Origin of the sequence: Chromobacterium rhizoryzae (assembly GCF_020544465.1) — a bacterium.
Classification (GTDB): domain Bacteria; phylum Pseudomonadota; class Gammaproteobacteria; order Burkholderiales; family Chromobacteriaceae; genus Chromobacterium.
Map to the genome: position 1 here is coordinate 4,021,725 of NZ_CP066126.1, position 22,598 is coordinate 4,044,322.

Consider the following 22,598-nt stretch of genomic DNA (forward strand, 5'->3'; position numbering starts at 1 on the left):
CGCGCTAAAACGCCGCCGTTCCCCGCCGGCATCGGCCCATATGCTAAAAAGATGAAAACGCTTAGCAAAACATGGAGCCCCCGATGCCGGCCATCAAGATCGACACCCAAAACCTGAGCATCAGCCGCGATCTGTCGGAAAAGTGGCAGCAGGTGCTGGATCTGCTGGCCAAAATCGTCGACATCCCCGCCGCGCTGATCATGCAAAAGCAGGCTCCGCGCATCAAGGTCTTCCTCTCCAGCCATAGCCAAGGCAACCCCTACGAAGAAGACGAGCTGGCCGACCTCAACACCGGCCTGTATTGCGAGACCGTGATGAGCAGCCGCAGAGAGCTGCTGGTGCCCAACGCCTTGAAAGACCCGGACTGGGATCACAATCCCGACATCAAGCTGGGCATGATCTCCTACCTGGGCATGCCGCTGATCTGGCCCAATCAGGACGTGTTCGGCACCATTTGCGTGCTCGACCGGGCCGAAAATCCCTATAGCCAGACCCACAAACAATTGCTCGGCCAATTCCGCGCCATGGTGGAGCGCGATCTGCACCAGGTGTATCACGATCAGGCCAGGGAACAGGAAGACGCCATCCTGCGCGCGGACGAGGCCGAGCGGGTCAGGCGGGAGTTCGAATCTTTGCGAGCCGGGGAGCAAAAAGCGCTGCAGGCGCTGCGTGAAAGCGAGGAGCGCTGGCATTTCGCGCTGGAAGGCGCCGGCGACGGCGTCTGGGACTGGAATATCTCCGGCGACACCGTCTTTCTGTCCTCCCGCTGCCGACAACTGCTGGGACTGGACGAGCGGGACAGCGAGGCGTTCAAGCTGTGGCAAACCGGCATTCACCCCGACGACCTGCCCGATGTAGAGGCCGCGATCAGCCGCTACCTGCGCCAACCGGAAGGGTCTTTCACCTCGGAACACCGTTTCCGCTCGCAAGACGGCTGGATATGGCTGCTGAGCCGCGGCATGGTGGTGGGCCGCGACGAGCAGGGACGGCCCTCGCGCATGATAGGCACCTACTCCGACATCAGCCGGCGCAAACAGGCGGAATCCGAGCTGCAGCAACTCAACAGCCACCTGGAAGAACGCGTTGCCAAGCGCAGCGCCGAGCTCAAGCAAGCCATGCAGCAAATCAGCATCGCGGAAAAACAGACTGCGCTCGCCCGCATGGTCGCCGGCATGGCGCACGAATTGAACACCCCGATAGGAAATATCCTGCTCAGCGCCTCGGTCTTGCACGCGGACCTCAAGTCCATCATTCGCGCCGATGAAGCCAAACAGCTCTCGCGCGGCAATCTGCAAGATTTTCTGCGCAAGACAGTCGAAACCAGCGAACTGCTGCAAAGAAACAGCGAGCTGGCCGGCGACCTGATCGGCCGCTTCAAGCTGATCGCCTCCGATCAACTCACGCAGCCCAAGCGCGCCTTCAAGCCCGCTCAAACCCTCGCCCAACTAACGCGAGCCTTGCTGCCGCCGGAGCACTATCCGGACATCCGACTGACGCTGGAAGCGCCGCAAGACCTGCAAATCGAGAATTATCCAGGCGCTTTAGAGCAACTCCTGTCCCACTTGATCGCCAACAGCCTCGCCCACGGCTTTGACGGGCATGATCGCGGCCATATCGACATCCGGCTGCAAGCGCAGGAAGATGCCCTGCTGCTCTGCTATTCAGACAACGGCAAGGGCATCGAGCCGGAGCTGCAACACAAGGTGTTCGACCCCTTCTTCACCACGCAAATGGGACAAAGCGGCTTGGGACTGGGGCTGGCCATGGTGCACAACATCGTGCACACCATCCTGAAAGGCGACATCCGGCTGGACAGCGCGCTAGGACAAGGCGCTAGCTTCACCATCCGCTTCCCGCCCAACCAACGCTGAGGCCACCAGGCGAAAATCCATAAAAAAAGCCTCCCTTTGGGGGAGGCTTCCGTGTCGCCGTTCAACAGCGCAATGCATAAAGCCCAGCTCGAGTGAGCTGGGCTTTGCAATGGGGCGTCTGGCGGTGTCCTACTTTCACATGGCGAATGCCACACTATCATCGGCGCTAAGGCGTTTCACGGTCCTGTTCGGGATGGGAAGGCGTGGGACCACCTCGCTATGGCCACCAGACATAAACTGGTACAAACTTGAAGAAGCCTAGGTCGATACTCGATCAACCCACATATATTCGGTATTCAATTGTGTCGCACAACCACTATCTCGTCACTCGGTTTCCCAAGCCACTCAAATGATAGGATCAAGCCTCACGAGCAATTAGTATCGGTTAGCTTAACGCCTCACAGCGCTTCCACACCCGACCTATCAACGTCCTGGTCTCGAACGACTCTTCAGGAGGGTCAAGCCCTCAGGGAAGTCTCATCTTCAGGCGAGTTTCCCGCTTAGATGCTTTCAGCGGTTATCTCTTCCGCACTTAGCTACCCGGCAATGCGACTGGCGTCACAACCGGTACACCAGAGGTGCGTCCACTCCGGTCCTCTCGTACTAGGAGCAGCCCCCGTCAAACTTCCAACGCCCACTGCAGATAGGGACCAAACTGTCTCACGACGTTTTGAACCCAGCTCACGTACCACTTTAAATGGCGAACAGCCATACCCTTGGGACCGGCTACAGCCCCAGGATGTGATGAGCCGACATCGAGGTGCCAAACACCGCCGTCGATGTGAACTCTTGGGCGGTATCAGCCTGTTATCCCCGGAGTACCTTTTATCCGTTGAGCGATGGCCCTTCCATTCAGAACCACCGGATCACTATGTCCTGCTTTCGCACCTGCTCGACTTGTCGGTCTCGCAGTTAAGCTACCTTTTGCCATTGCACTATCAGCACGATTTCCGACCGTACCTAGGTAACCTTCGAACTCCTCCGTTACACTTTGGGAGGAGACCGCCCCAGTCAAACTGCCTACCATGCACTGTCCCCAATCCGGATCACGGACCAAGGTTAGAACCTCAAACACACCAGGGTGGTATTTCAAGGACGGCTCCATGAGAACTAGCGTTCCCACTTCATAGCCTCCCACCTATCCTACACAAGTCTGTTCAAAGTCCAATGCAAAGCTACAGTAAAGGTTCACGGGGTCTTTCCGTCTAGCAGCGGGGAGATTGCATCTTCACAAACACTTCAACTTCGCTGAGTCTCAGGAGGAGACAGTGTGGCCATCGTTACGCCATTCGTGCGGGTCGGAACTTACCCGACAAGGAATTTCGCTACCTTAGGACCGTTATAGTTACGGCCGCCGTTTACTGGGGCTTCGATCAAGAGCTTGCACCCCATCACTTAACCTTCCAGCACCGGGCAGGCGTCACACCGTATACGTCCACTTTCGTGTTGGCACAGTGCTGTGTTTTTGTTAAACAGTCGCAGCCACCGATTCTCTGCGACCTCTCAAAGCTCCTCCCGCAGGGGATTCACTCTAAGAGGCATACCTTCTCCCGAAGTTACGGTATCAATTTGCCGAGTTCCTTCTCCTGAGTTCTCTCAAGCGCCTTAGAATTCTCATCCTGCCCACCTGTGTCGGTTTGCGGTACGGTTCTTATGCAGCTGAAGCTTAGTGGCTTTTCCTGGAAGCGTGGTATCAGTCACTTCAGGTCCGTAGACCCTCGTCATCACGTCTCGGCCTTAAGGGGCGGCGGATTTGCCTACCACCCCAGCCTACCGGCTTAAACAGACTATTCCAACAGTCTGATGACCTAACCTTCTCCGTCCCCACATCGCACTGCATAAAAGTACGGGAATTTTAACCCGTTTCCCATCGACTACGCTTTTCAGCCTCGCCTTAGGGGCCGACTCACCCTACGCCGATGAACGTTGCGTAGGAAACCTTGGGCTTTCGGCGAGCGGGCTTTTCACCCGCTTTATCGCTACTCATGTCAGCATTCGCACTTCTGATATCTCCAGCATCCCTTACGAGACACCTTCACAGACCTACAGAACGCTCCCCTACCATCTGCACTTACGTGCAAATCCGCAGCTTCGGTTATCAGTTTGAGCCCCGTTACATCTTCCGCGCAGGACGACTCGACCAGTGAGCTATTACGCTTTCTTTAAATGATGGCTGCTTCTAAGCCAACATCCTGGCTGTCTATGCCTTCCCACCTCGTTTACCACTTAACTGATCATTTGGGACCTTAGCTGGCGGTCTGGGTTGTTTCCCTCTTGACGATGGACGTTAGCACCCACCGTCTGTCTCCCATGCTCGCACTTTCCGGTATTCAGAGTTTGCCATGGTTTGGTAAATCGCAATGACCCCCTAGCCATAACAGTGCTTTACCCCCGGAAGTGATACATGAGGCACTACCTAAATAGTTTTCGGGGAGAACCAGCTATCTCCGAGTTTGTTTAGCCTTTCACCCCTATCCACAGCTCATCCCCTAGTTTTGCAACACTAGTGGGTTCGGACCTCCAGTGCGTGTTACCGCACCTTCATCCTGGCCATGGATAGATCACTCGGTTTCGGGTCTACGCCCAGCAACTAAAGCGCCCTATTCGGACTCGGTTTCCCTACGCCTCCCCTATTCGGTTAAGCTCGCTACTGAACGTAAGTCGCTGACCCATTATACAAAAGGTACGCAGTCACGGAACAAGTCCGCTCCCACTGTTTGTATGCATCCGGTTTCAGGTTCTATTTCACTCCCCTCCCGGGGTTCTTTTCGCCTTTCCCTCACGGTACTGGTTCACTATCGGTCGATCATGAGTATTTAGCCTTGGAGGATGGTCCCCCCATCTTCAGACAGGATTTCTCGTGTCCCGCCCTACTTATCGTACGCCTAGTCCTTGGAATGCGTTTTCGTGTACGGGGCTATCACCCACTATGGCGGTCCTTTCCATGAACCTTCCACTAACACAATCCATAACACGTACAGGCTCTTCCGCGTTCGCTCGCCACTACTAACGGAATCTCGGTTGATTTCTTTTCCTGCAGCTACTTAGATGTTTCAGTTCGCTGCGTTCGCCTCCTCAGACCTATGGATTCAGTCTGGGATCTCCTTGCGGAGGGGTTTCCCCATTCGGACATCGCGGGATCAAAGCTCTATTGCCAGCTCCCCCGCGCTTTTCGCAGGCTTACACGTCCTTCTTCGCCTATGATCGCCAAGGCATCCACCAGATGCACTTAGTCGCTTGACCCTATCATTTCAGTAACCTAGATCACCAAAACAACAAGTGTGTTTGTGCGACGACTACACCGCCCCTTTTGATATGGCGACGTAGCCTAGATACAATCAAATACCCAAGATGACGATCCGTCCGCGTAAAGAGTTAACTCTACGCTTCCTTCTCGCCGTCTTTATATATTCGGCTTCTTCAGTTTGTTAAAGATCAGTGCGTTCAAACAACGCGATCACAGTACTCATCCAAGCACTCTGATCGCGAGACTCAAACTCGCGAATAACCGATAGGCTGTAAGTACTCGATCAACAACCTTCTCTAGAAAGGAGGTGATCCAGCCGCAGGTTCCCCTACGGCTACCTTGTTACGACTTCACCCCAGTCATGAATCCCACCGTGGTAAGCGGCCTCCTTACGGTTAGCCTACCCACTTCTGGTGAAACTCACTCCCATGGTGTGACGGGCGGTGTGTACAAGACCCGGGAACGTATTCACCGCAGCATGCTGATCTGCGATTACTAGCGATTCCGACTTCACGCACTCGAGTTGCAGAGTGCGATCCGGACTACGATCGGTTTTATGAGATTGGCTCCACCTCGCGGCTTCGCGACCCTCTGTACCGACCATTGTATGACGTGTGAAGCCCTGGTCATAAGGGCCATGAGGACTTGACGTCATCCCCACCTTCCTCCGGTTTGTCACCGGCAGTCCCATTAGAGTGCCCAACTTAATGATGGCAACTAATGGCAAGGGTTGCGCTCGTTGCGGGACTTAACCCAACATCTCACGACACGAGCTGACGACAGCCATGCAGCACCTGTGTTAACGCTCCCTTTCGGGCACCACCACATCTCTGCGGCGTTCGTTACATGTCAAGACCAGGTAAGGTTTTTCGCGTTGCATCGAATTAATCCACATCATCCACCGCTTGTGCGGGTCCCCGTCAATTCCTTTGAGTTTTAACCTTGCGGCCGTACTCCCCAGGCGGTCAACTTCTCGCGTTAGCTACGCTACCAAGGATTCAAACCCCCAACAGCTAGTTGACATCGTTTAGGGCGTGGACTACCAGGGTATCTAATCCTGTTTGCTCCCCACGCTTTCGTGCATGAGCGTCAGTGTCATCCCAGGGGGCTGCCTTCGCCATCGGTATTCCTCCGCATCTCTACGCATTTCACTGCTACACGCGGAATTCTACCCCCCTCTGACGCACTCTAGTCGTGCAGTCTCCAATGCCGTTCCCAGGTTAAGCCCGGGGCTTTCACATCAGACTTGCACAACCGCCTGCGCACGCTTTACGCCCAGTAATTCCGATTAACGCTTGCACCCTACGTATTACCGCGGCTGCTGGCACGTAGTTAGCCGGTGCTTATTCTTCCGGTACTCTCAGACCCAGCGGTTATTAACCACTAGGATTTGCTCCCGGACAAAAGTCCTTTACAACCCGAAGGCCTTCTTCAGACACGCGGCATGGCTGGATCAGGCTTGCGCCCATTGTCCAAAATTCCCCACTGCTGCCTCCCGTAGGAGTCTGGGCCGTGTCTCAGTCCCAGTGTGGCGGATCATCCTCTCAGACCCGCTACTGATCGACGCCTTGGTGAGCCTTTACCTCACCAACTAGCTAATCAGACATCGGCTGCTCGTATAACGTGAGGCCTTTCGGTCCCCCACTTTCCCCCTCAGGGCGTATGCGGTATTAATCCGGCTTTCGCCGAGCTATCCCCCATTACACGGTACATTCCGATGCATTACTCACCCGTTCGCCACTCGTCAGCGGTGCAAGCACCCTGTTACCGTTCGACTTGCATGTGTAAAGCATGCCGCCAGCGTTCAATCTGAGCCAGGATCAAACTCTTCAGTTCAATTCCAAGCAAATTTTCTGGCACGCAAGATCAAAGAAACATCGAGACATTTCTCGTCTTGCAGTGCAAGTGTTTGGTCATCGACCGAGCACTTACACCTATCGGTTATTCGTTCTGTTAAAGATCGGTGCAGATCGCTGCGCTTCGTTTCCGCCGCTGCGTTGTCTGCTGAGGAGGCGAACTATACGTCAGACCCCTAAACCCGTCAACACCTTTTGCGATAAAAACCTCAACAAAAGCGGGCCTAACAGGGCAAACCATTGATGTGGCAAGCAATATCCGAAAGAGGTATTTGCCGACACGCCTCAACCGCCCCGCCGAACCATGAAAAACGGGCCGGCGCTTCGCCGGCCCGTTGCGGGAATGCGCGCAAATCTTCTAGTTTTTCACGCTCTCCGCCGGCTTCAGATAAGGCAGGAAGGCGTTGACGACTTCCGGATCGTCCGGCTTGGTGCGCGTGCCTATGCTGACCACCTTGCTGGCGCCGGGCAGGATCAGGTATTTGTGGAAGTTCCATACCGGAGCGTCGTCGGTGGCCTTGATCAAGGCTTTGAAGAACGGCTGCGCATCGGCGCCGCGCACATGCCCTTTTCCAGCCATCGGGAAGGTCACGCCGTAATTGGCTTCGCAGAAGGCGCCGATCTCCTTATCGCTCTCCAGTTCCTGAAAGAAATCGTTGCTGGGAAAGCCGACCACCATCAGACCCCGCTGCCCATAGGTCTGATACAGCGATTGCAGTTGCTTGAACTGCGGCGTGAAGCCGCAGTGGCTCGCGGTATTGACCACCAGCAGCGGCCGATCCGCGTACTGACATAGATTGATCTGACCGCCCATCAGACCCGGCACCGTGTAGTTCAATAAAGCCGGGCAAGCCGCCATCACCGCCTGACTGCAAAAAATCAGCATTGCGCCCCATCGTTTCATTCGCGTCTCCTCGCTGCGCCATACCTATATAGATGGCAGACAAAATAATAAGGCAATGCCCGAAGCATTGCCTTATCTATTGTCCTGAGCGCCGCGCCTCGGCGCCAGCTGTCATTCCTGCTGGCTGGCGATGTCGGCCCGCACCTTGTCCATGTCCAGTTCGCGCAGCCCCTGGATCAGTTGTTCGAATTGCGCCGCCATCATCGCGCCGGCCTGGTTGAATACCATGATGCCGTCCTTGATGGCGATCAGCGCCGGAATGGAGCGGATATTGAAGTGAGCGGCCAGGTCGCGTTCGTCTTCGGTATTGATCTTGCCGAACACGATATCGGCGTGTTTTTCCGACGCGGCTTCGAAAGTGGGGCCGAACATTTTGCACGGACCGCACCACGGCGCCCAGAAGTCGAGGATGACCAAGCCTTCCTCTTTCATATGGGTGTTGAAGTTGTCGGCGTTGAGATTGATGTAAGCCATGGGGATGTCTTTCGCTGTCTGAAGCGCCCGCCAGCGGCGGGCTGTTGCAGCAAAGATAGGTACGCGGCCACAGCATTGCAAGGCTATCGCCTGGTTGAATTTATCAATCCGGACGATAGCCTCCGCTGCCGCAAGGCTTAGCCGATGAAGGGCAGCGCCAGGTAGAGCTTGATTACGATGGCGTTGACGATGTCGATGAAGAAGGCGCCCACCATGGGCACCACCAGAAAGGCCAGATGCGAAGGGCCGAAGCGCTCGGTCACCGCCTGCATATTGGCGATGGCGGTGGGAGTGGCGCCCAGGCCGAAGCCGCAATGGCCGGCGGCCAGCACCGCCGCGTCGTAATTGCGGCCCATCACCCGGAAGGTGACGAAGATCGCGTACATCGCCATCGCCGCGGTTTGCGCCAGCAGCAGCACGAAGATGGGCAGCGCCAACGCCGCCAAATCCCACAAGCGCAGCGACATCAGCGCCAGGGCCAGAAACAGCGACAGGCTGACATTGCCGAGCACCGACACTTCGCGCTCGAAGATCTGATACCAACCCAAAGCCGCCAAGCCGTTGCTGATCAGCACGCCGACGAACAATACGCAGACGAAGGTGGGCAGTTCCAGCGGCGTGCCTTTGAGCAGGCCGCCGAGAAAGGTGCCGCCCAGCAAGCAGACGGCGATCAGCGCCAGGGTCTCGATGAAGGAGTGCGGCGTGATCAGACGCTGGGCGTCCGGTTGTTCGAAGGCAAGCGGCGGATCGTCGGCATTGTGCTCGGCGCCCGGGGTTTTGACTTTCTTGACCAGGAAGCGCGCCACCGGGCCGCCGATCAGGCCGCCCAGCACCAGGCCGAAGGTGGCGCAGGCCAGCGCCAGTTCCGAGGCCGAGGCCAATCCGTATTTGGAGGCGAAGGTGCCACCCCAGGCGGCGCCGGTGCCGTGACCGCCGGACAAGGTGATGGAGCCGGCCAGCAAGCCCATCAGCGGGTCCAGGCCCAGCAGGCTGGCCAAGGCGATGCCCAAGGTGTTCTGCACCAGCAGCAGGCCGACCACCACGGCCAGGAAGACGCCGACGGTCTTGCCGCCCTGTTTCAGGCTTTTCAAATTGGCGTTGAGGCCGATGGAAGCGAAGAAGGCCAGCATCAGCGGGGTTTGCAGCGAAGCGTCGAAGCGGACTTCGCTGCCGGTGACTTGGCGGAACAGCAGCAGCAAGGCGGCGATCAGCAAGCCGCCGACCACCGGCTCGGGGATGTTGTAGGTGCGCAGCGCGCCGACATGCGCCACCAGTTTGCGCCCGAGCAGCAAAACCAGCGACGCGGCCACCAGGGTGCCGTAGAAATCGAGTTGAATCATCGAGTCTCCTTATTGTGATGAGCGAAGGCGCGCATGATTCAGACTAGCAGCTGTCGGAATGTTGTCGCGCCATGCAATACGATAGGAAACCCGGCGATAAAGTTCGGTCTCTAATTAACCGGAACCTTATATAGAAGACTCAAACCGCTAGTCGCGGCGTATCTGCCAGCACTGATGGATGGCTCGGTTGCGGAAGTCTTCCGGCACCGATTGCGCGCTGATGTCGCGGATGACGTAATCCTCGGCCAGTCTCTCGTCCAGCTTGAAGCTGCGCAGATTATTGGAGAAGTACAAGGTGCCGCCCGGCGCCAGCAGCGCCATCGCGTAGTCGATCAGCCAGACGTGATCGCGCTGCACGTCCAGGATGTCGCGCATTTTCTTGGAGTTGGAGAAGGTGGGCGGGTCCATCACGATCAGATCGAACTGCTTGCCGCCGTCCACCGCCTCTTCCAGATACTGGAACACGTCGGCCCTGACCAGCTGATGCCGGGCCAGATCCAGGCCGTTGAGCTCGAAATTGCGGCGCGACCAATCCTGATAGGTATTGGACATGTCCACGGTTTCGGAACTGATCGCCCCGCCGCAGCCGGCATAGACGGTGAAGCTGCCGGTATAGGCGAACAGATTGAGGAAACGCTTGCCGGCGGCCTCTTCCCTCACCCGCTTGCGGGTGTTGCGGTGGTCCAAGAACAGGCCGGTGTCCAGGTAGGCGTCCAGATTGACGATGAAACGCTGGCCGAACTCATCGATGATGAAGTCGTCGCCCGACTGTCCCACTTTCTCGTACTGGCTGACGCCCTTTTGACGGCGGCGGTTCTTCAGCGTCACCGCGCCGGGCGCAAGGCCGGTGACCGCGCACAGGCTGTCCACCACCGCGTTGATCCAGTCGCGATAGGCCTCGTCCTCCATCTCCCAACCGGTGTCGTACTCCTGCAGATGGACGCGCTCGCCGTACAGGTCCACCGCGAACGGGAACTGCGGCACGTCCTTGTCGTAAACGCGCCAGGCGTCCAGCCCCTGGCGGCGCGCCCATTTGGCGTGGTGCTTGAAATTCTTGGCCAGGCGATTGGCGAATGGGCTGACGTCCAGCATGAGTCCTCGATATGGGCGATGGGCAAAACACAAAACAAACGCGCCGCTGACTGCAGGCGGCGCGTGAACGGATATCCAATTCTATTACAGCCGCGGCTATTCGGACGAATACATCTCGATCAGCTTGCGGTAGACCGGCTCCGGCAGATATTGGCGAATCACGCTTTCCCAGCCGCGCGGCCCCACCAGGCCTTTGACCATCGTCGACGACACCTCGGCGTATTCGCGCGGCGGCAGCAGGAAGATGGTGGTGATGTCCGGGTGCAAATCGGAGTTGATGTAGCGCATGGTGCGCTCGTACTCATAGTCGCTGACGGTGCGGATGCCGCGGATGATGTAGTTGGCGCCTATGCTTTGCGCGTAATTGACCAGGAACTGGTTCTCGAACACATCCACCCGCAACTTGCTGAAGCCGCCGGTGACGGCGCGCAGCAAAGCTACTCGTTCCTCGACACTGAAGGTACAGTGTTTTTCCGGGTTCACTCCGACCGCTACGATCAATTCGTCAAACAGTTCCACCGCTTCGCGAATCATCCATAGGTGACCGTTGGTCACCGGGTCGAAGCTGCCCGCGTACACGGCTCGCTTCAATTCTCGTTTTCCTTTGACTGTGTGTGCCATGGCGAATGTATCGTGGTCGTTGGGGGCGGGTAAAGCAATTTTTGTGCATTGCGCAAAATGTTTCGCTTCCAGCTGGACTATCCGCAGCAGAATCTGTCCATTTTCCTCATTATCGACAAAGCGCGGCCAAAAAAAAGCGGGCCGCGCATGGCGGCCCCGCTGACGATAGGACAATACGCGCTCAGACGTTGATGTCTTCGGCGCGATGGCAGGCGATCATGCGCTGATCCAGCTCGCGCAATTCCGGCACCTCTTCCCCGCAACGCTGGTTCGCGTGCGGGCAGCGCTTGTGGAAGGCGCAGCCCGACGGCGGCTTCAAGGGGCTGGGCAGTTCGCCCTCGATCTTGATCTTGATGCGGCGCTGCTCAGGATGGATGGACGGCGTCGCCGACAACAAGGCCTGGGTGTAGGGGTGCAGCGGCCGTTCGTAAACGCGGTTCTTTTCCCCCACCTCCACCGCCCGCCCCAGGTACATCACCATCAGGTCGTCGGCCACATGCTCAACCACCGACAGATTGTGGGAGATGAACACATAGGCGGTCTTGAACTCGTCCTGCAAATCCATGAACAGATTGAGCACCTGGGCCTGGATGGACACGTCCAGCGCCGAGGTGGGCTCGTCCGCCACCACGATCTTGGGGTTCAGCATCATCGCGCGCGCGATGGCGATGCGCTGACGCTGGCCGCCGGAGAACATGTGCGGATAGCGGAAGAAGTGCTCCGGCCGCAGACCGACCCGCTGCATCATGCCGCGCACCTTGTCTTCGCGCTCCTTGGCGTTCAGCGAGGTGTTGATCAGCAGCGGCTCGGCCAGCTGGCTGCCGATTTTCTGACGCGGATTCAAGGACGCGTACGGGTTTTGGAACACCATCTGCACCTTGGTGCGCATGGCTTTCAAGTCGGCCTTGCCGGCCTGGGCCGCGTCCTTGCCGTCCAGCAGCAAAGAACCGGAGGTCGGCGCTTCGATCAGCGTCAGTTGCCGGGCCAGCGTGCTCTTGCCGCAGCCGGATTCGCCCACCACCGCCAGCGTCTTGCCGGCCTGCAGTTCGAAGGAGACGCCGTTGAGCGCCTTGACCTGCGCCGAGGGCTTGAGGAAGCCCTGGGACACGTCGTAATAGCGGGTCAGATCCCGCGCTTGCAATACGGTGCTCATTTCGCCTCCTTGTCCAGCAACGGGTAGTGGCAGCGCACGGCGCCGCCTTCCACCGGGGTCAGCCCCGGACGCTGGGTCCGGCAGTTGTCCTTGACATAGGGGCAACGCGGCGACAACAGGCAGCCGCTGGGACGGTCGTACTGCCCCGGCACGATGCCGGGCAAGGTGTTCAGCCGATGCGCGCCTTTGCTGTGCTCCGGAATCGACGACAGCAGCGCCTCGGTGTACGGGTGGGTCGGGTGGTTGAACACGCCGGGCACCGCGCCCATCTCCGCCACTTGGCCGGCGTACATCACCGCCAGCCGGTGGGCCACCTCGGCCACCACGGCCAGATCGTGAGTAATCATGATCAGCGCCATGTTCTGGCTTTTCTGCAGACTGACCAGCAACTCCATGATCTGCGCCTGAATGGTCACGTCCAGCGCCGTGGTCGGCTCGTCGGCGATCAAAAGCTTGGGATTACAGGCGATGGCCATCGCGATCACCACGCGCTGGCTCATGCCGCCGGACAGCTGGTGCGGATAGGCGTTGAGCCGCGAGGCCGGCGCCGGAATCTCCACCAGTTCCATCAGTTCCAGCGCGCGCCGCTTCAGCGCCGCTCCGCGCAGGCCCTGATGCAGCTTCAGCACTTCCATGATCTGGTAACCGACGGTGTAGCTGGGATTCAGCGAGGTCATTGGGTCCTGGAAGATCATCGCGATGTCCTTGCCGACGATCTTGCGGCGCTCGCGCGAGGAAATGGTCAGCAGGTTCTTGCCGTCGAAGCTCAGTTCGTCGGCCACGATGCGGCCCTGGCCTTCCAGCAGCCCCATCATCGCCATCATGGTCACCGACTTGCCGGAGCCGGATTCGCCGACGATGCCGACGATCTCGCCCTGATTGACCTCTAAGTCCAGCCCCTCCACCGCGCGGAAGGGATTTTTTTCCGAACCAAACTCCACCGAGAGGTTCTTGATTTGCAACAAACTCATGTCCATCCCCTCAAGCGGCGCGCTTCAGTTTCGGGTCCAGCGCGTCGCGCAAGCCGTCGCCCATCAAGTTGATGGCGAGCACCGACAGCAAAATGGTCAGGCCGGGCAGCGTCACCACCCACCAGGCGCTTTCAATGTAATCGCGGGCCGAGGCCAGCATGGTGCCCCACTCCGGGGTGGGCGGCTGCACGCCCAGGCCGAGGAAGCCCAGCGCGGCGATTTCCAGAATGGCCGAGGAAAAGCTCATGGTCGCGTGCACGATCAAGGGCGCCATGCAGTTGGGCAGCACGGTGACGAACATCAGCCGCGGCAGGCCCGCGCCGGCCACGCGCGAGGCGGTGACGTAGTCGCGGTTCAGCTCGGTCATCGCCGACGCGCGGGTCAGGCGCACATAGGCGGGCAAGGACACGGTGGCGATGGCGATCATCGCGTTCATCAGCCCCGGTCCGAGAATGGCCATGATGGCCACCGCCAGCAACAGCGAGGGCAAGGCCATCATGATGTCCATCAGCCGCATGATCGCGCCGCCGAGGGCCTTGGGAAAGAAGGCGGCCAACAGGCCGAGCACCACGCCCGGCAGCAAGGCCATCAGCACCGAGCACAGGCCGATGAACAGCGACAGCCGCGCGCCGTGAATCAGCCGCGACAGGATGTCGCGCCCCAATTCGTCGGTGCCGAACAGGAACTGCGCCGAACCGCCGTCCACCCAGGCCGGCGGGGTCAGCAAATGATCGCGGTACTGCTCAATGGGGCTGTAGGGCGCCACCAGCGGCGCCAACAGCGCACAGGAGGTGACGATCAGCATGAAGATCAGGCCGGCCACCGCGCCCTTGTTGTGGGAAAAGCCCTGCCAGAACTCCTTCAGCGGCGAGGGATAGGCCAGCGCCAGGTCCGGCCCGGCGTTGACTTGCGTAGTCTGAGTCATAAGTCCACCTACTGGCTGTTACTTGGCGTGACGGATGCGCGGATTGGCGATGCCGTACAGGATGTCGACGATGAAGTTGGTGACGATCACCAGCGTCGCCACCATCAGGATGCCGTTCTGCACCACCGGATAATCGCGGCGGCTGATGGCGTCGATCAGCCATTTGCCTATGCCCGGCCAGGAGAAGATGGTTTCGGTCAGCACCGCGCCGCCCATCAGCGTGCCCACCTGCAGGCCAATCACGGTCAACACCGGGATCAGCGCGTTGCGCAGGGTGTGGATGAAGATCACTCGCGCCGGCGACAGGCCCTTGGCGCGCGCGGTGCGCACATAGTCTTCGCGCAGCACTTCCAGCATCGACGAGCGCGTCATCCGCGCGATCACCGCCAGCGGAATGGTGCCCAGCACGATAGCGGGCAGAATCAGGTGCATCAAAGCGTTCTTGAAGGCGCCGGCGTTCACTTCCGGATCCGCGACCTCCGCCATCCAGGAGTCGATCAGCATGAAGCCGGTGTGCGGCGCGATGTCGAAGGTCAGGTCGACGCGGCCGGACACCGGGGTCCAGCCCAGCTTGACCGAGAAGAACATGATCAGGATCAGACCCCACCAGAAGATGGGCATGGAGAAGCCGGTCAGCGAGATGCCCATCACGCCGTGGTCGAACAGCGAGCCGCGCTTGATGGCGGCGATGACGCCGGCCAGCAGACCCAGCACGGTGGCGAAGATCAAGGCGGAGATCGCCAATTCCAGCGTGGCGGGGAACAGGGTTTTGAACTCGGTCCACACCCCGGTCTTGGTCACCAGGGACTCGCCCAGGTCGCCATGCAGCAGATTGACCACGTAGTCGAAATACTGAGCGTACAGCGGCTTGTCCAGACCCAGGCGATGCAAGGCTTCGGCGTGCATTTGCGGATCGAGCGCGCGCTCGCCCACCATCACCTCCACCGGATCGCCCGGAATCATGCGGATCAGGCCGAAGGTCAGCAGCGTGATGCCGAAGAAGGTTGGCACCAATAAACCCAACCTTCGCAGAATAAAGGAAAACATGAGGACTTCTCCCTTGCGCCGGCCCCGCTGGGCGACTGGGCGCAATACTCAAATGAGACCCAGAGCGACGACGCCTTGCATGGCAAACGGCGAACGACGGCTCTATTGCGTTTTGGGGAGACGTTACCGGAATCGGACGGAGAAGAAGCAAGGAAAACAGCAAGAAGAGCGCCGAAGCGATGGCATGCAACTGAACCACCCACCCACATCAGCTGCGCCACCGCCACGGCAAGTGCAAGATAGCACCCCTCGCCGCAGACGAGCTTGACCCAGGTCAAGCCGGACGCACAGCCTCTCCACGCTGTGACTGACTACCCTCTGAAAACCACCCAGTAGACGTTCCGCCGCCATCGGGCCCGCCGCCTCTGCGTGCGACTGGAAACCCAAGGCTTGTAGTGGCCAATAGCGCTCCGCTTCAGCGTCGGTCCCGGCCGCAACGCGGACAGGCCGGCATCAGCAGCGCCATTCGCCGAACTTAGCCAAAACATCGGGGGCCAGGCCCCCGATGTCGCCGTGTTTTTATTATTTCAGGCTTACTTGACGCTGACGCCGTAGAAGGAGTTCAGGCCGAAGGGGCTGACCTTGAAGCCCTGCACCGATTTCAGCATCGGCTGATTGACGGTGGAGTGGGCGATGGTGGTCATCGGCACTTGCTGTTTGACGATTTCCTGAGCCTTCATGTACAGCTTGGTGCGCTCGGCCACGTTGGCGGTGCGCTTGCCCTTCTGGATCAGGTCTTCAAACGGCTTGTAGCACCACTTGGAGAAGTTGTTGCCGTTCATCGCGTCGCAGCCGAACAGCACGCCCAGCCAGTTGTCCGGATCGCCGTTGTCGCCGGTCCAGCCGATCAACATCGTGTCATGCTCGCCGGCCTTGGCGCGCTTGATGTACTCGCCCCATTCGTAGGAAGTGATCTTGGCCTTGACGCCGATCTTGGCCCAGTCCGACTGCACCATTTCCGCCATCAGTTTGGCGTTGGGGTTGTACGGACGCTGTACCGGCATCGCCCACAAGCTCAATTCAAAGCCGTTGGGGTAGCCGGCCTTGGCCAGCAGCGCCTTGGCCTTGGCCACATCGTAAGGCGCGTCTTTCAGGCTCTTGTTGTAGGACCACTGGGTCGGCGGCATCGGATTGGTGGCCGGCTGGCCGGCGCCCTGGTACACCGCGTCAATGATGGCTTTCTTATTGATCGCCATGTCCAGCGCCTGACGCACTTCCAGCTTCTCCAGCGGCTTGTGCTTGACGTTGTAGGCCAGGTAGCCCAGGTTGAAGCCCGGCTGCGCGGTCACCGACAGCTTGGAATCGGCCTTCATCGCGGCCAGATCGGTCGGACGCGGGTTGACGGTGATCTGGCACTCGCCGGCTTTCAGCTTCTGGTAGCGCACGGAAGCGTCGGTGGTGATGGCGAACACCAGATTGTCCACTTTCGGGCCGTCGGCCTTGTTCCAGTATTCCTTGTTGGCGGCGAAGCGGATCTGCGCGTCTTTCTGGTAACGCTTGAAGATGAACGGGCCGGTGCCCACCGGCTGCTGATTGATCAGCTGCGGCTTGCCGGCCTTGAGCAGCTTGTCCGCGTACTCGGCGGACTGCACCGAGGCGAAGCTCATCGCCAGGTTCTGCAGGAAGGCCGCGTCCAGGCTCTTCAGAGTGAACTTGACGGTGTTGGCGTCAATTTTCTCGACCTTGACGATATTGGTGTCCAGGCCCATATCGGTGAAATACGGGAATTCGGTCGGATAGGCTTTGCGGAACGGATGGTTTTTGTCGACCATGCGGCTGAAGGTGAACACCACATCGTCGGCGTTGAATTCGCGGGTCGGCTTGAAGTAGTCGGTGGTCTGGAACTTCACGCCCTTGCGCAGATGGAAGGTGTAGCTCAGGCCGTCGGCGGCCACATCCCATTTCTCTGCCAGCGCCGGCACCACCTTGGTGCCGCCGCGTTGGAACTGCACCAGGCGGTTGAACACGGTTTCGGCGGAAGCGTCGAAATCGGTGCCGGTAGTGTATTGACCAGGGTCGAAACCCGCCGGGCTGCCTTCGGAGCAGTACACCAAGGTGCCGGCGGCCTGGGCGGCCATCGCGGTCCCGGCGATCAGGCCGGCTGCCAACAGCGCTTTCTTGACAGTTTGCATCTTTATTTCCTTTCCCTTGTACAGACTCATCGGTCTTTCTTGTCAGCGGGATCCAAGCCCGCCATGGGGGGATACATTATGCAGAGAGGACGCTTTTGACAAGCGTCCTCTGCTTTTTTCTGCCAAGGGCCCTTCGCGCTAGGACTATTTTTTCCGGCTTATCAGATTTTCCTCAGCACAACGCTGCCCACCGAATAGCCCGCGCCAAAAGATGAAATGACGCCGACATCCCCGCTCCGCAGGTCATCCGAATGCAGATGGAATGCAATCACGGAGCCGGCGGAACTGGTGTTGGCGTAACGGTCCAGAATCACCGGCGCCTCTTGATCGCCGGCCTCTCGGCCCAGCACGCGCCGGGAGATCAGCTGGTTCATCGCCAGATTGGCCTGGTGCAGCCAGAAGCGCGCCACCTCGGCCGGCGCGATGCCCAGGCCTTCCAGATGCGCGGCGATATGATCGCCCACCATCGGGCAGACTTCCTTGAACACCTTGCGGCCTTGCTGCACAAAAAGCTTGTCCGGCTGGCCTATCCCCGCCTCGTCGCAACGATTGAGGAAGCCGAAGTTGTTGCGGATATTATTGGAGAACACCGTGGCCAGCTTGCTGCCCAGCACCTCGTAACGCTGCGCCGAGCTCGCCGCCTCGGCGCGCTCCAGCACCACCGCGGTGCAAGCGTCGCCAAAGATGAAGTGGCTGTCGCGGTCGCGGAAGTTTAAATGGGCGGAACAGATTTCCGGATTCACCATCAGCACCGCGCGCGCCTGGCCGCAAGCGACGGCGTTGACCGCGGTCTGAATGCCGAAGGTGGCGGACGAGCAGGCCACGTTCATATCGAAGGCGTAGCCCTGGATGCCGAGCGCCTGCTGCACTTCGATGGACACCGCCGGGTACGGACGCTGCATATTGGAGCAGGCGACGATGACCATGTCGATGTCCGCGGCGCTGCGGCCGGCGCGTTCCAGCGCCTGGCGCGCCGCGGCCACCGCCATCTCCGCCTGCACCGACAACTCGTCGTTGCCGCGCTCCGGCAAACGCGGCGCCATTCTGGCCGGATCCAGCACCCCGCTCTTGTCCATCAGGAAACGTTGCTTGATGCCGGAGGCCTTCTCGATGAATTCGGAACTGGACTCGGCCAGCGCTTCCATTTCTCCGGCGGCGATCCGGTCCGCGTGCTGCTGATTGTGAGCGTGTACAAAGGCATTGAAAGCCGCGACCAGTTCCTGGTTGCTGACCGCATGCGGCGGCGTGAACAAGCCGGTTCCGCTAATGACGACCTTGTGCATGAATTGTCCTTTTAGCCCCCCGTGACCCGGGTAAGTGTAGATTTTTGTTGCGGCGGCGACAGTCCTCGCTGCGCCGCCCGAGCGGAAATGCCCGCCCCGTTTCGGCCCGTCCGCGGACGATCCTTATCCGTCGCCGGATTCTACACCAAGCCCTTCATCTGAAAGTAATAAAACCGCAAACGCCGCCGCGGCGCGGCTCGCGGCCCTTCCCGCCTCTGCGCGGCCGGCTCGCGCCGCCTTGCCGACGCCCGATTCCGGCCTGCGGCCTGCCGCGGATCCCATAGGCAAAACTACCCCTTGAACTAAAAACCGAGTAAAATGATCGGCTTTGCGCAGCCGCATCACTCATTGCCTCCGTCGATTGCCTCCGTCGATAATAGTTGACTAAAACAGTCGGATATTAGGTATAATCGTCTGCATCAGGAATTCATCCTCCTCCAAATACCCACTCTTGGAGACCAGAGACATGCGTTTAACCACTAAAGGGCGTTTTGCCGTCACCGCGATGCTGGATCTGGCATTGCGCGAGAGCGGCGGCCCGGTCACGCTGGCCGGCATCAGCGAGCGTCAAGGCATCTCGCTCTCCTACTTGGAACAACTCTTCGGCAAGCTGCGGCGCGCCGAACTGGTGGACAGCGTGCGCGGCCCCGGCGGCGGCTACACCCTGGCCAAGACCCCGATCGACATCTCCGTGGCCGACATCATCACCGCCGTGGACGAGCCGGTGGACGCCACCCAGTGCGGCGGCCGCGAGAACTGTCGCGGCAATCAGCGCTGCATGACCCACGATTTGTGGACCAATCTGAACGTCACCATTTTCGACTACCTGTCCAAGGTCAGCCTCGCCAGCCTGGTTGAGCAGCAAAAGACCAAGGAAAACACTGTATTGCAGGATAAGCGCGAATGCAGCGTGGTTCACGCTTCTGCCGCCTCCGGCGCCCTGTGAGGCGCGGACCCATCTTCTGTGGAGAGAATATAAATGAGCCAGCTCAAGCATCCGATCTACCTCGACTACTCGGCCACCACGCCGGTAGACCCGCGCGTTGCCGACAAGATGATTCCCTATCTTTACGAAAAGTTCGGCAACCCGGCCTCCCGCAGCCACAGCTTCGGCTGGGACGCGGAGGAAGCGGTGGAGAACGCGCGCGCTGAAGTGGCCAAGCTGATCAACGCCGACTCCAAGGAAATCGTCTGGACCTCCGGCGCCACCGAGTCCGACAACCTGGCGATCAAGGGCGCCGCCCACTTCTACAAGAGCAAGGGCAAGCACCTGATCACCGTCAAGACCGAACACAAGGCGGTGCTGGACACCATGCGCGAGCTGGAGCGCCAGGGCTTTGAAGTGACCTATCTGGGCGTGCAGGACAACGGCCTGCTGGACATTGAAGAATTCAAGGCCGCCATCCGCCCGGACACCATCGTCGCCTCGGTGATGTTCGTCAACAATGAAATCGGCGTGGTACAGGACATCGAACAGCTGGGCGAAATCTGCCGCGCCAAGGGCGTGATCTTCCACGTCGACGCCACCCAGGCCCCGGGCAAGGTGATCATCGACATGGAAAAGCAGAAAGTGGACCTGCTCAGCCTGTCCGCCCACAAAGTGTACGGCCCCAAGGGCATCGGCGCCCTGTACGTGCGCCGCAAACCGCGCGTGCGCCTGGAAGCGCAGATGCACGGCGGCGGCCATGAGCGCGGCTTCCGCTCCGGCACCCTGGCCACCCACCAGATCGTGGGCATGGGCGAAGCCTTCCGCATCGCCCGCGAAGAGATGGACAGCGAGCGCGAACGCATCCGCATGCTGCGCGACCGCCTGTGGAACGGCATCAAGAACATGGAAGAGGTCTACATCAACGGCGACATCGACCAACGCGTGCCGCACAACCTCAATGTCAGCTTCAACTTCGTCGAAGGCGAAAGCCTGATCATGGCGATCAAGGAGCTGGCCGTATCCAGCGGTTCGGCTTGTACCTCGGCTTCGCTGGAGCCGTCCTACGTGCTGCGCGCGCTGGGCCGCAACGACGAAATGGCCCACAGCTCGATCCGCTTCACGCTGGGCCGCTTCACCACCGAGGAGGAAATCGACTTCGCGGTGAATCTGCTAAACCAAAAGATCGGCAAGCTGCGCGAACTGTCCCCCTTGTGGGAAATGTTCAAAGACGGCGTGGATCTGAATTCGGTTCAATGGGCCGCCCACTAAGGGCGACAGCAATATCCAGCGCCGAGCCGGCCAGGCCGGAGCGGCGCTGAAGGAGACAATCATGGCATACAGCGACAAGGTAATGGATCACTACGAAAACCCGCGCAACGTGGGCTCTTTCGAAAAAGGCGACGACAGCGTGGGCACCGGCATGGTGGGCGCGCCGGCCTGTGGCGACGTGATGAAGCTGCAAATCAAGGTGGGTGAGGACGGCGTGATTCAGGACGCCAAGTTCAAGACTTACGGCTGCGGCTCCGCCATCGCCTCCTCCTCGCTGGTGACCGAATGGGTCAAGGGCAAATCGCTGGACGAGGCGCTGGATATCAAGAACACCGCCATCGCCGAAGAACTGGCCTTGCCGCCGGTGAAGATTCACTGCTCCATCCTGGCCGAAGACGCGATCAAGGCCGCGGTCAACGACTACAAGCAAAAGCACGGCAAATAATCAGCGGGGACACATCATGGCTATCACCCTTTCCGAACGCGCCGCCGCTCACGTCAGCGCCTTCATCGCCAAACGCGGCAAGGGCTTGGGCATCCGTCTGGGCGTCAAGACCTCCGGCTGCTCCGGCATGGCCTACAAGCTGGAGTTCGTCGACGCGGCCAGCGACGAAGACGTGACCTTTGAAAGCCATGGCGTCACCGTGTTCACCGATGCCAAGAGCCTGGCCTATCTCGACGGCACCGAGCTGGATTACGCCAAGGAAGGCTTGAACGAGGGGTTTCAGTTCAACAACCCCAACGTCAAAAACGAGTGCGGCTGCGGCGAAAGCTTCAACGTCTGACCCCGGCAGGCGGGCGCGCTTCGGCGCCGCCCGCCCGTCGTCCAACTGTACGCTAGGTTTTCCGGCCCCGTCCCTATGAGCACCGATTTCAGCCAAGACTTCTTCTCCCTGTTCAATCTGCCGCGCCGTTTCGCCATCGACGGCCAAGCGCTGGAGCACGCCTGGCGCACCGCCGCGGCCCAGGTCCATCCCGACCGCTACGCCAGCAGCTCCGACGCCGAAAAACGCAGCGCGCTGATGCAGGCCACCCGGGTCAACGAAGCCTACCAAACGCTGAAGTCGCCGCTGAACCGCGCCCGCTACCTGCTGACGCTCGCCGGCGTGGACACCCAGGAAGACACCAACACCCAGATGCCGGCCGCCTTCCTGATGGCGCAGATGGAATGGCGCGAAAACATCGAAGAAGCCCGCGCCGGCGGCGAGCTCGAACGCCTGGAAGCCTTGTCGCGCCAGTTGCGGGACGAGAGCCGCTCGCATCAGGCCGAGCTGGAGCTGGCGCTGGACCAGCGCGCCGACTTGGACGCCGCCGCGCTTCTAGTGAGAAAATTGCGGTTTTTGGAAAAACTGGACCAGGAAATCGGCGATGCCATCGAGGCGCTGCTTGACTGAGCCCTCGGCCGCCGGCCCTTCCCCGTCGTGGGGATCGCGCTCCGGCCCGTCCTCTCCATCCGCCTCCGCCGCAGCAGGCGGCTTACCTCGA

The 22,598-nt window shown here is 59.7% G+C and carries 17 protein-coding genes and 3 rRNA genes; 6 read left to right on the forward strand and 14 right to left on the reverse strand.

What is annotated here, in order from left to right; genetic code table 11:
* The first annotated feature begins 83 nt into the window (after window positions 1-83).
* Window positions 84-1,871: a GAF domain-containing sensor histidine kinase gene (locus tag JC616_RS18245; RefSeq protein WP_227104682.1), complete on the forward strand. Its 1,788-nt coding sequence runs from the start codon at window positions 84-86 to the stop codon at window positions 1,869-1,871.
* Window positions 1,872-1,987: 116 nt separating this feature from the next.
* Here the strand turns inward: JC616_RS18245 and rrf are convergent.
* The 14 genes from rrf to JC616_RS18315 all read right to left on the reverse strand — a co-directional run bounded on the left by rrf (window position 1,988) and on the right by JC616_RS18315 (window position 18,916).
* Window positions 1,988-2,102 (reverse strand): 5S ribosomal RNA (gene rrf / locus JC616_RS18250).
* Window positions 2,103-2,225: 123 nt separating this feature from the next.
* Window positions 2,226-5,114 (reverse strand): 23S ribosomal RNA (locus JC616_RS18255).
* Between the two features lie 304 nt (window positions 5,115-5,418).
* Window positions 5,419-6,954, reverse strand: a 16S ribosomal RNA gene (locus tag JC616_RS18260).
* Together the 16S, 23S and 5S rRNA genes form the textbook arrangement of a ribosomal RNA operon.
* 378 nt (window positions 6,955-7,332) lie before the next feature.
* Window positions 7,333-7,878 carry a glutathione peroxidase gene (locus JC616_RS18265; RefSeq protein ID WP_107800335.1) on the reverse strand — a complete coding sequence of 182 codons (546 nt, stop codon included), beginning with the start codon at window positions 7,876-7,878 and terminating at the stop codon, window positions 7,333-7,335.
* A gap of 111 nt (window positions 7,879-7,989) precedes the next feature.
* The gene (gene trxA / locus JC616_RS18270; RefSeq protein ID WP_227104684.1) at window positions 7,990-8,352 is read right to left on the reverse strand and encodes a thioredoxin; all 363 of its coding nucleotides are present in this window, start codon (window positions 8,350-8,352) and stop codon (window positions 7,990-7,992) included.
* 137 nt (window positions 8,353-8,489) lie between these two features.
* Window positions 8,490-9,692: a sodium/glutamate symporter gene (gene gltS / locus JC616_RS18275; protein WP_107800337.1), complete on the reverse strand. Its 1,203-nt coding sequence runs from the start codon at window positions 9,690-9,692 to the stop codon at window positions 8,490-8,492.
* 147 nt (window positions 9,693-9,839) lie between these two features.
* The gene (locus JC616_RS18280) at window positions 9,840-10,784 is read right to left on the reverse strand and encodes a class I SAM-dependent methyltransferase (RefSeq protein ID WP_107800338.1); all 945 of its coding nucleotides are present in this window, start codon (window positions 10,782-10,784) and stop codon (window positions 9,840-9,842) included.
* 96 nt (window positions 10,785-10,880) lie between these two features.
* A complete protein-coding gene (gene coaD / locus JC616_RS18285; RefSeq protein WP_227104686.1) occupies window positions 10,881-11,405 on the reverse strand; it encodes a pantetheine-phosphate adenylyltransferase in 525 nt (174 codons plus the stop codon).
* Between the two features lie 181 nt (window positions 11,406-11,586).
* Window positions 11,587-12,558: a peptide ABC transporter ATP-binding protein gene (locus tag JC616_RS18290; protein ID WP_227104687.1), complete on the reverse strand. Its 972-nt coding sequence runs from the start codon at window positions 12,556-12,558 to the stop codon at window positions 11,587-11,589.
* Window positions 12,555-13,529: an ABC transporter ATP-binding protein gene (locus tag JC616_RS18295; protein ID WP_107801933.1), complete on the reverse strand. Its 975-nt coding sequence runs from the start codon at window positions 13,527-13,529 to the stop codon at window positions 12,555-12,557. The genes JC616_RS18290 and JC616_RS18295 overlap by 4 nt, the downstream gene beginning before the upstream one ends.
* A 10-nt stretch (window positions 13,530-13,539) precedes the next feature.
* Window positions 13,540-14,454, reverse strand: a complete 915-nt coding sequence (locus JC616_RS18300) for an ABC transporter permease subunit (RefSeq protein WP_107800341.1) — start codon at window positions 14,452-14,454, stop codon at window positions 13,540-13,542.
* Between the two features lie 18 nt (window positions 14,455-14,472).
* Window positions 14,473-15,501, reverse strand: coding sequence for an ABC transporter permease subunit (locus JC616_RS18305; RefSeq protein ID WP_107800342.1), 1,029 nt, complete (start codon window positions 15,499-15,501; stop codon window positions 14,473-14,475).
* 533 nt (window positions 15,502-16,034) lie between these two features.
* Window positions 16,035-17,633, reverse strand: coding sequence for an ABC transporter substrate-binding protein (locus tag JC616_RS18310; RefSeq protein ID WP_107800343.1), 1,599 nt, complete (start codon window positions 17,631-17,633; stop codon window positions 16,035-16,037).
* Window positions 17,634-17,794: 161 nt separating this feature from the next.
* Complete coding sequence (locus tag JC616_RS18315; RefSeq protein ID WP_227104689.1) at window positions 17,795-18,916, reverse strand: beta-ketoacyl-ACP synthase III; 1,122 nt, start codon at window positions 18,914-18,916, stop codon at window positions 17,795-17,797.
* Window positions 18,917-19,382: 466 nt separating this feature from the next.
* Between JC616_RS18315 and iscR the strand changes: the two genes are divergently transcribed.
* From iscR to hscB, 5 genes are all read left to right on the forward strand, one after another.
* Window positions 19,383-19,862: a Fe-S cluster assembly transcriptional regulator IscR gene (gene iscR / locus JC616_RS18320; protein WP_107800345.1), complete on the forward strand. Its 480-nt coding sequence runs from the start codon at window positions 19,383-19,385 to the stop codon at window positions 19,860-19,862.
* Between the two features lie 33 nt (window positions 19,863-19,895).
* Entirely contained in the window at window positions 19,896-21,113 is a 1,218-nt protein-coding gene (locus JC616_RS18325) for an IscS subfamily cysteine desulfurase (protein ID WP_107800346.1), read from the forward strand.
* Window positions 21,114-21,174: 61 nt separating this feature from the next.
* On the forward strand, window positions 21,175-21,558 hold the full coding sequence (iscU, locus tag JC616_RS18330; protein ID WP_048411946.1) for a Fe-S cluster assembly scaffold IscU: 384 nt from the start codon (window positions 21,175-21,177) through the stop codon (window positions 21,556-21,558).
* 16 nt (window positions 21,559-21,574) lie between these two features.
* Window positions 21,575-21,898: an iron-sulfur cluster assembly protein IscA gene (gene iscA / locus JC616_RS18335; protein ID WP_107800347.1), complete on the forward strand. Its 324-nt coding sequence runs from the start codon at window positions 21,575-21,577 to the stop codon at window positions 21,896-21,898.
* A 75-nt stretch (window positions 21,899-21,973) separates the two neighbouring features.
* Window positions 21,974-22,507 (forward strand): Fe-S protein assembly co-chaperone HscB, encoded by a 534-nt coding sequence (hscB, locus tag JC616_RS18340; protein WP_227104692.1) that lies wholly within the window; start codon window positions 21,974-21,976, stop codon window positions 22,505-22,507.
* Window positions 22,508-22,598: the final 91 nt, after the last annotated feature.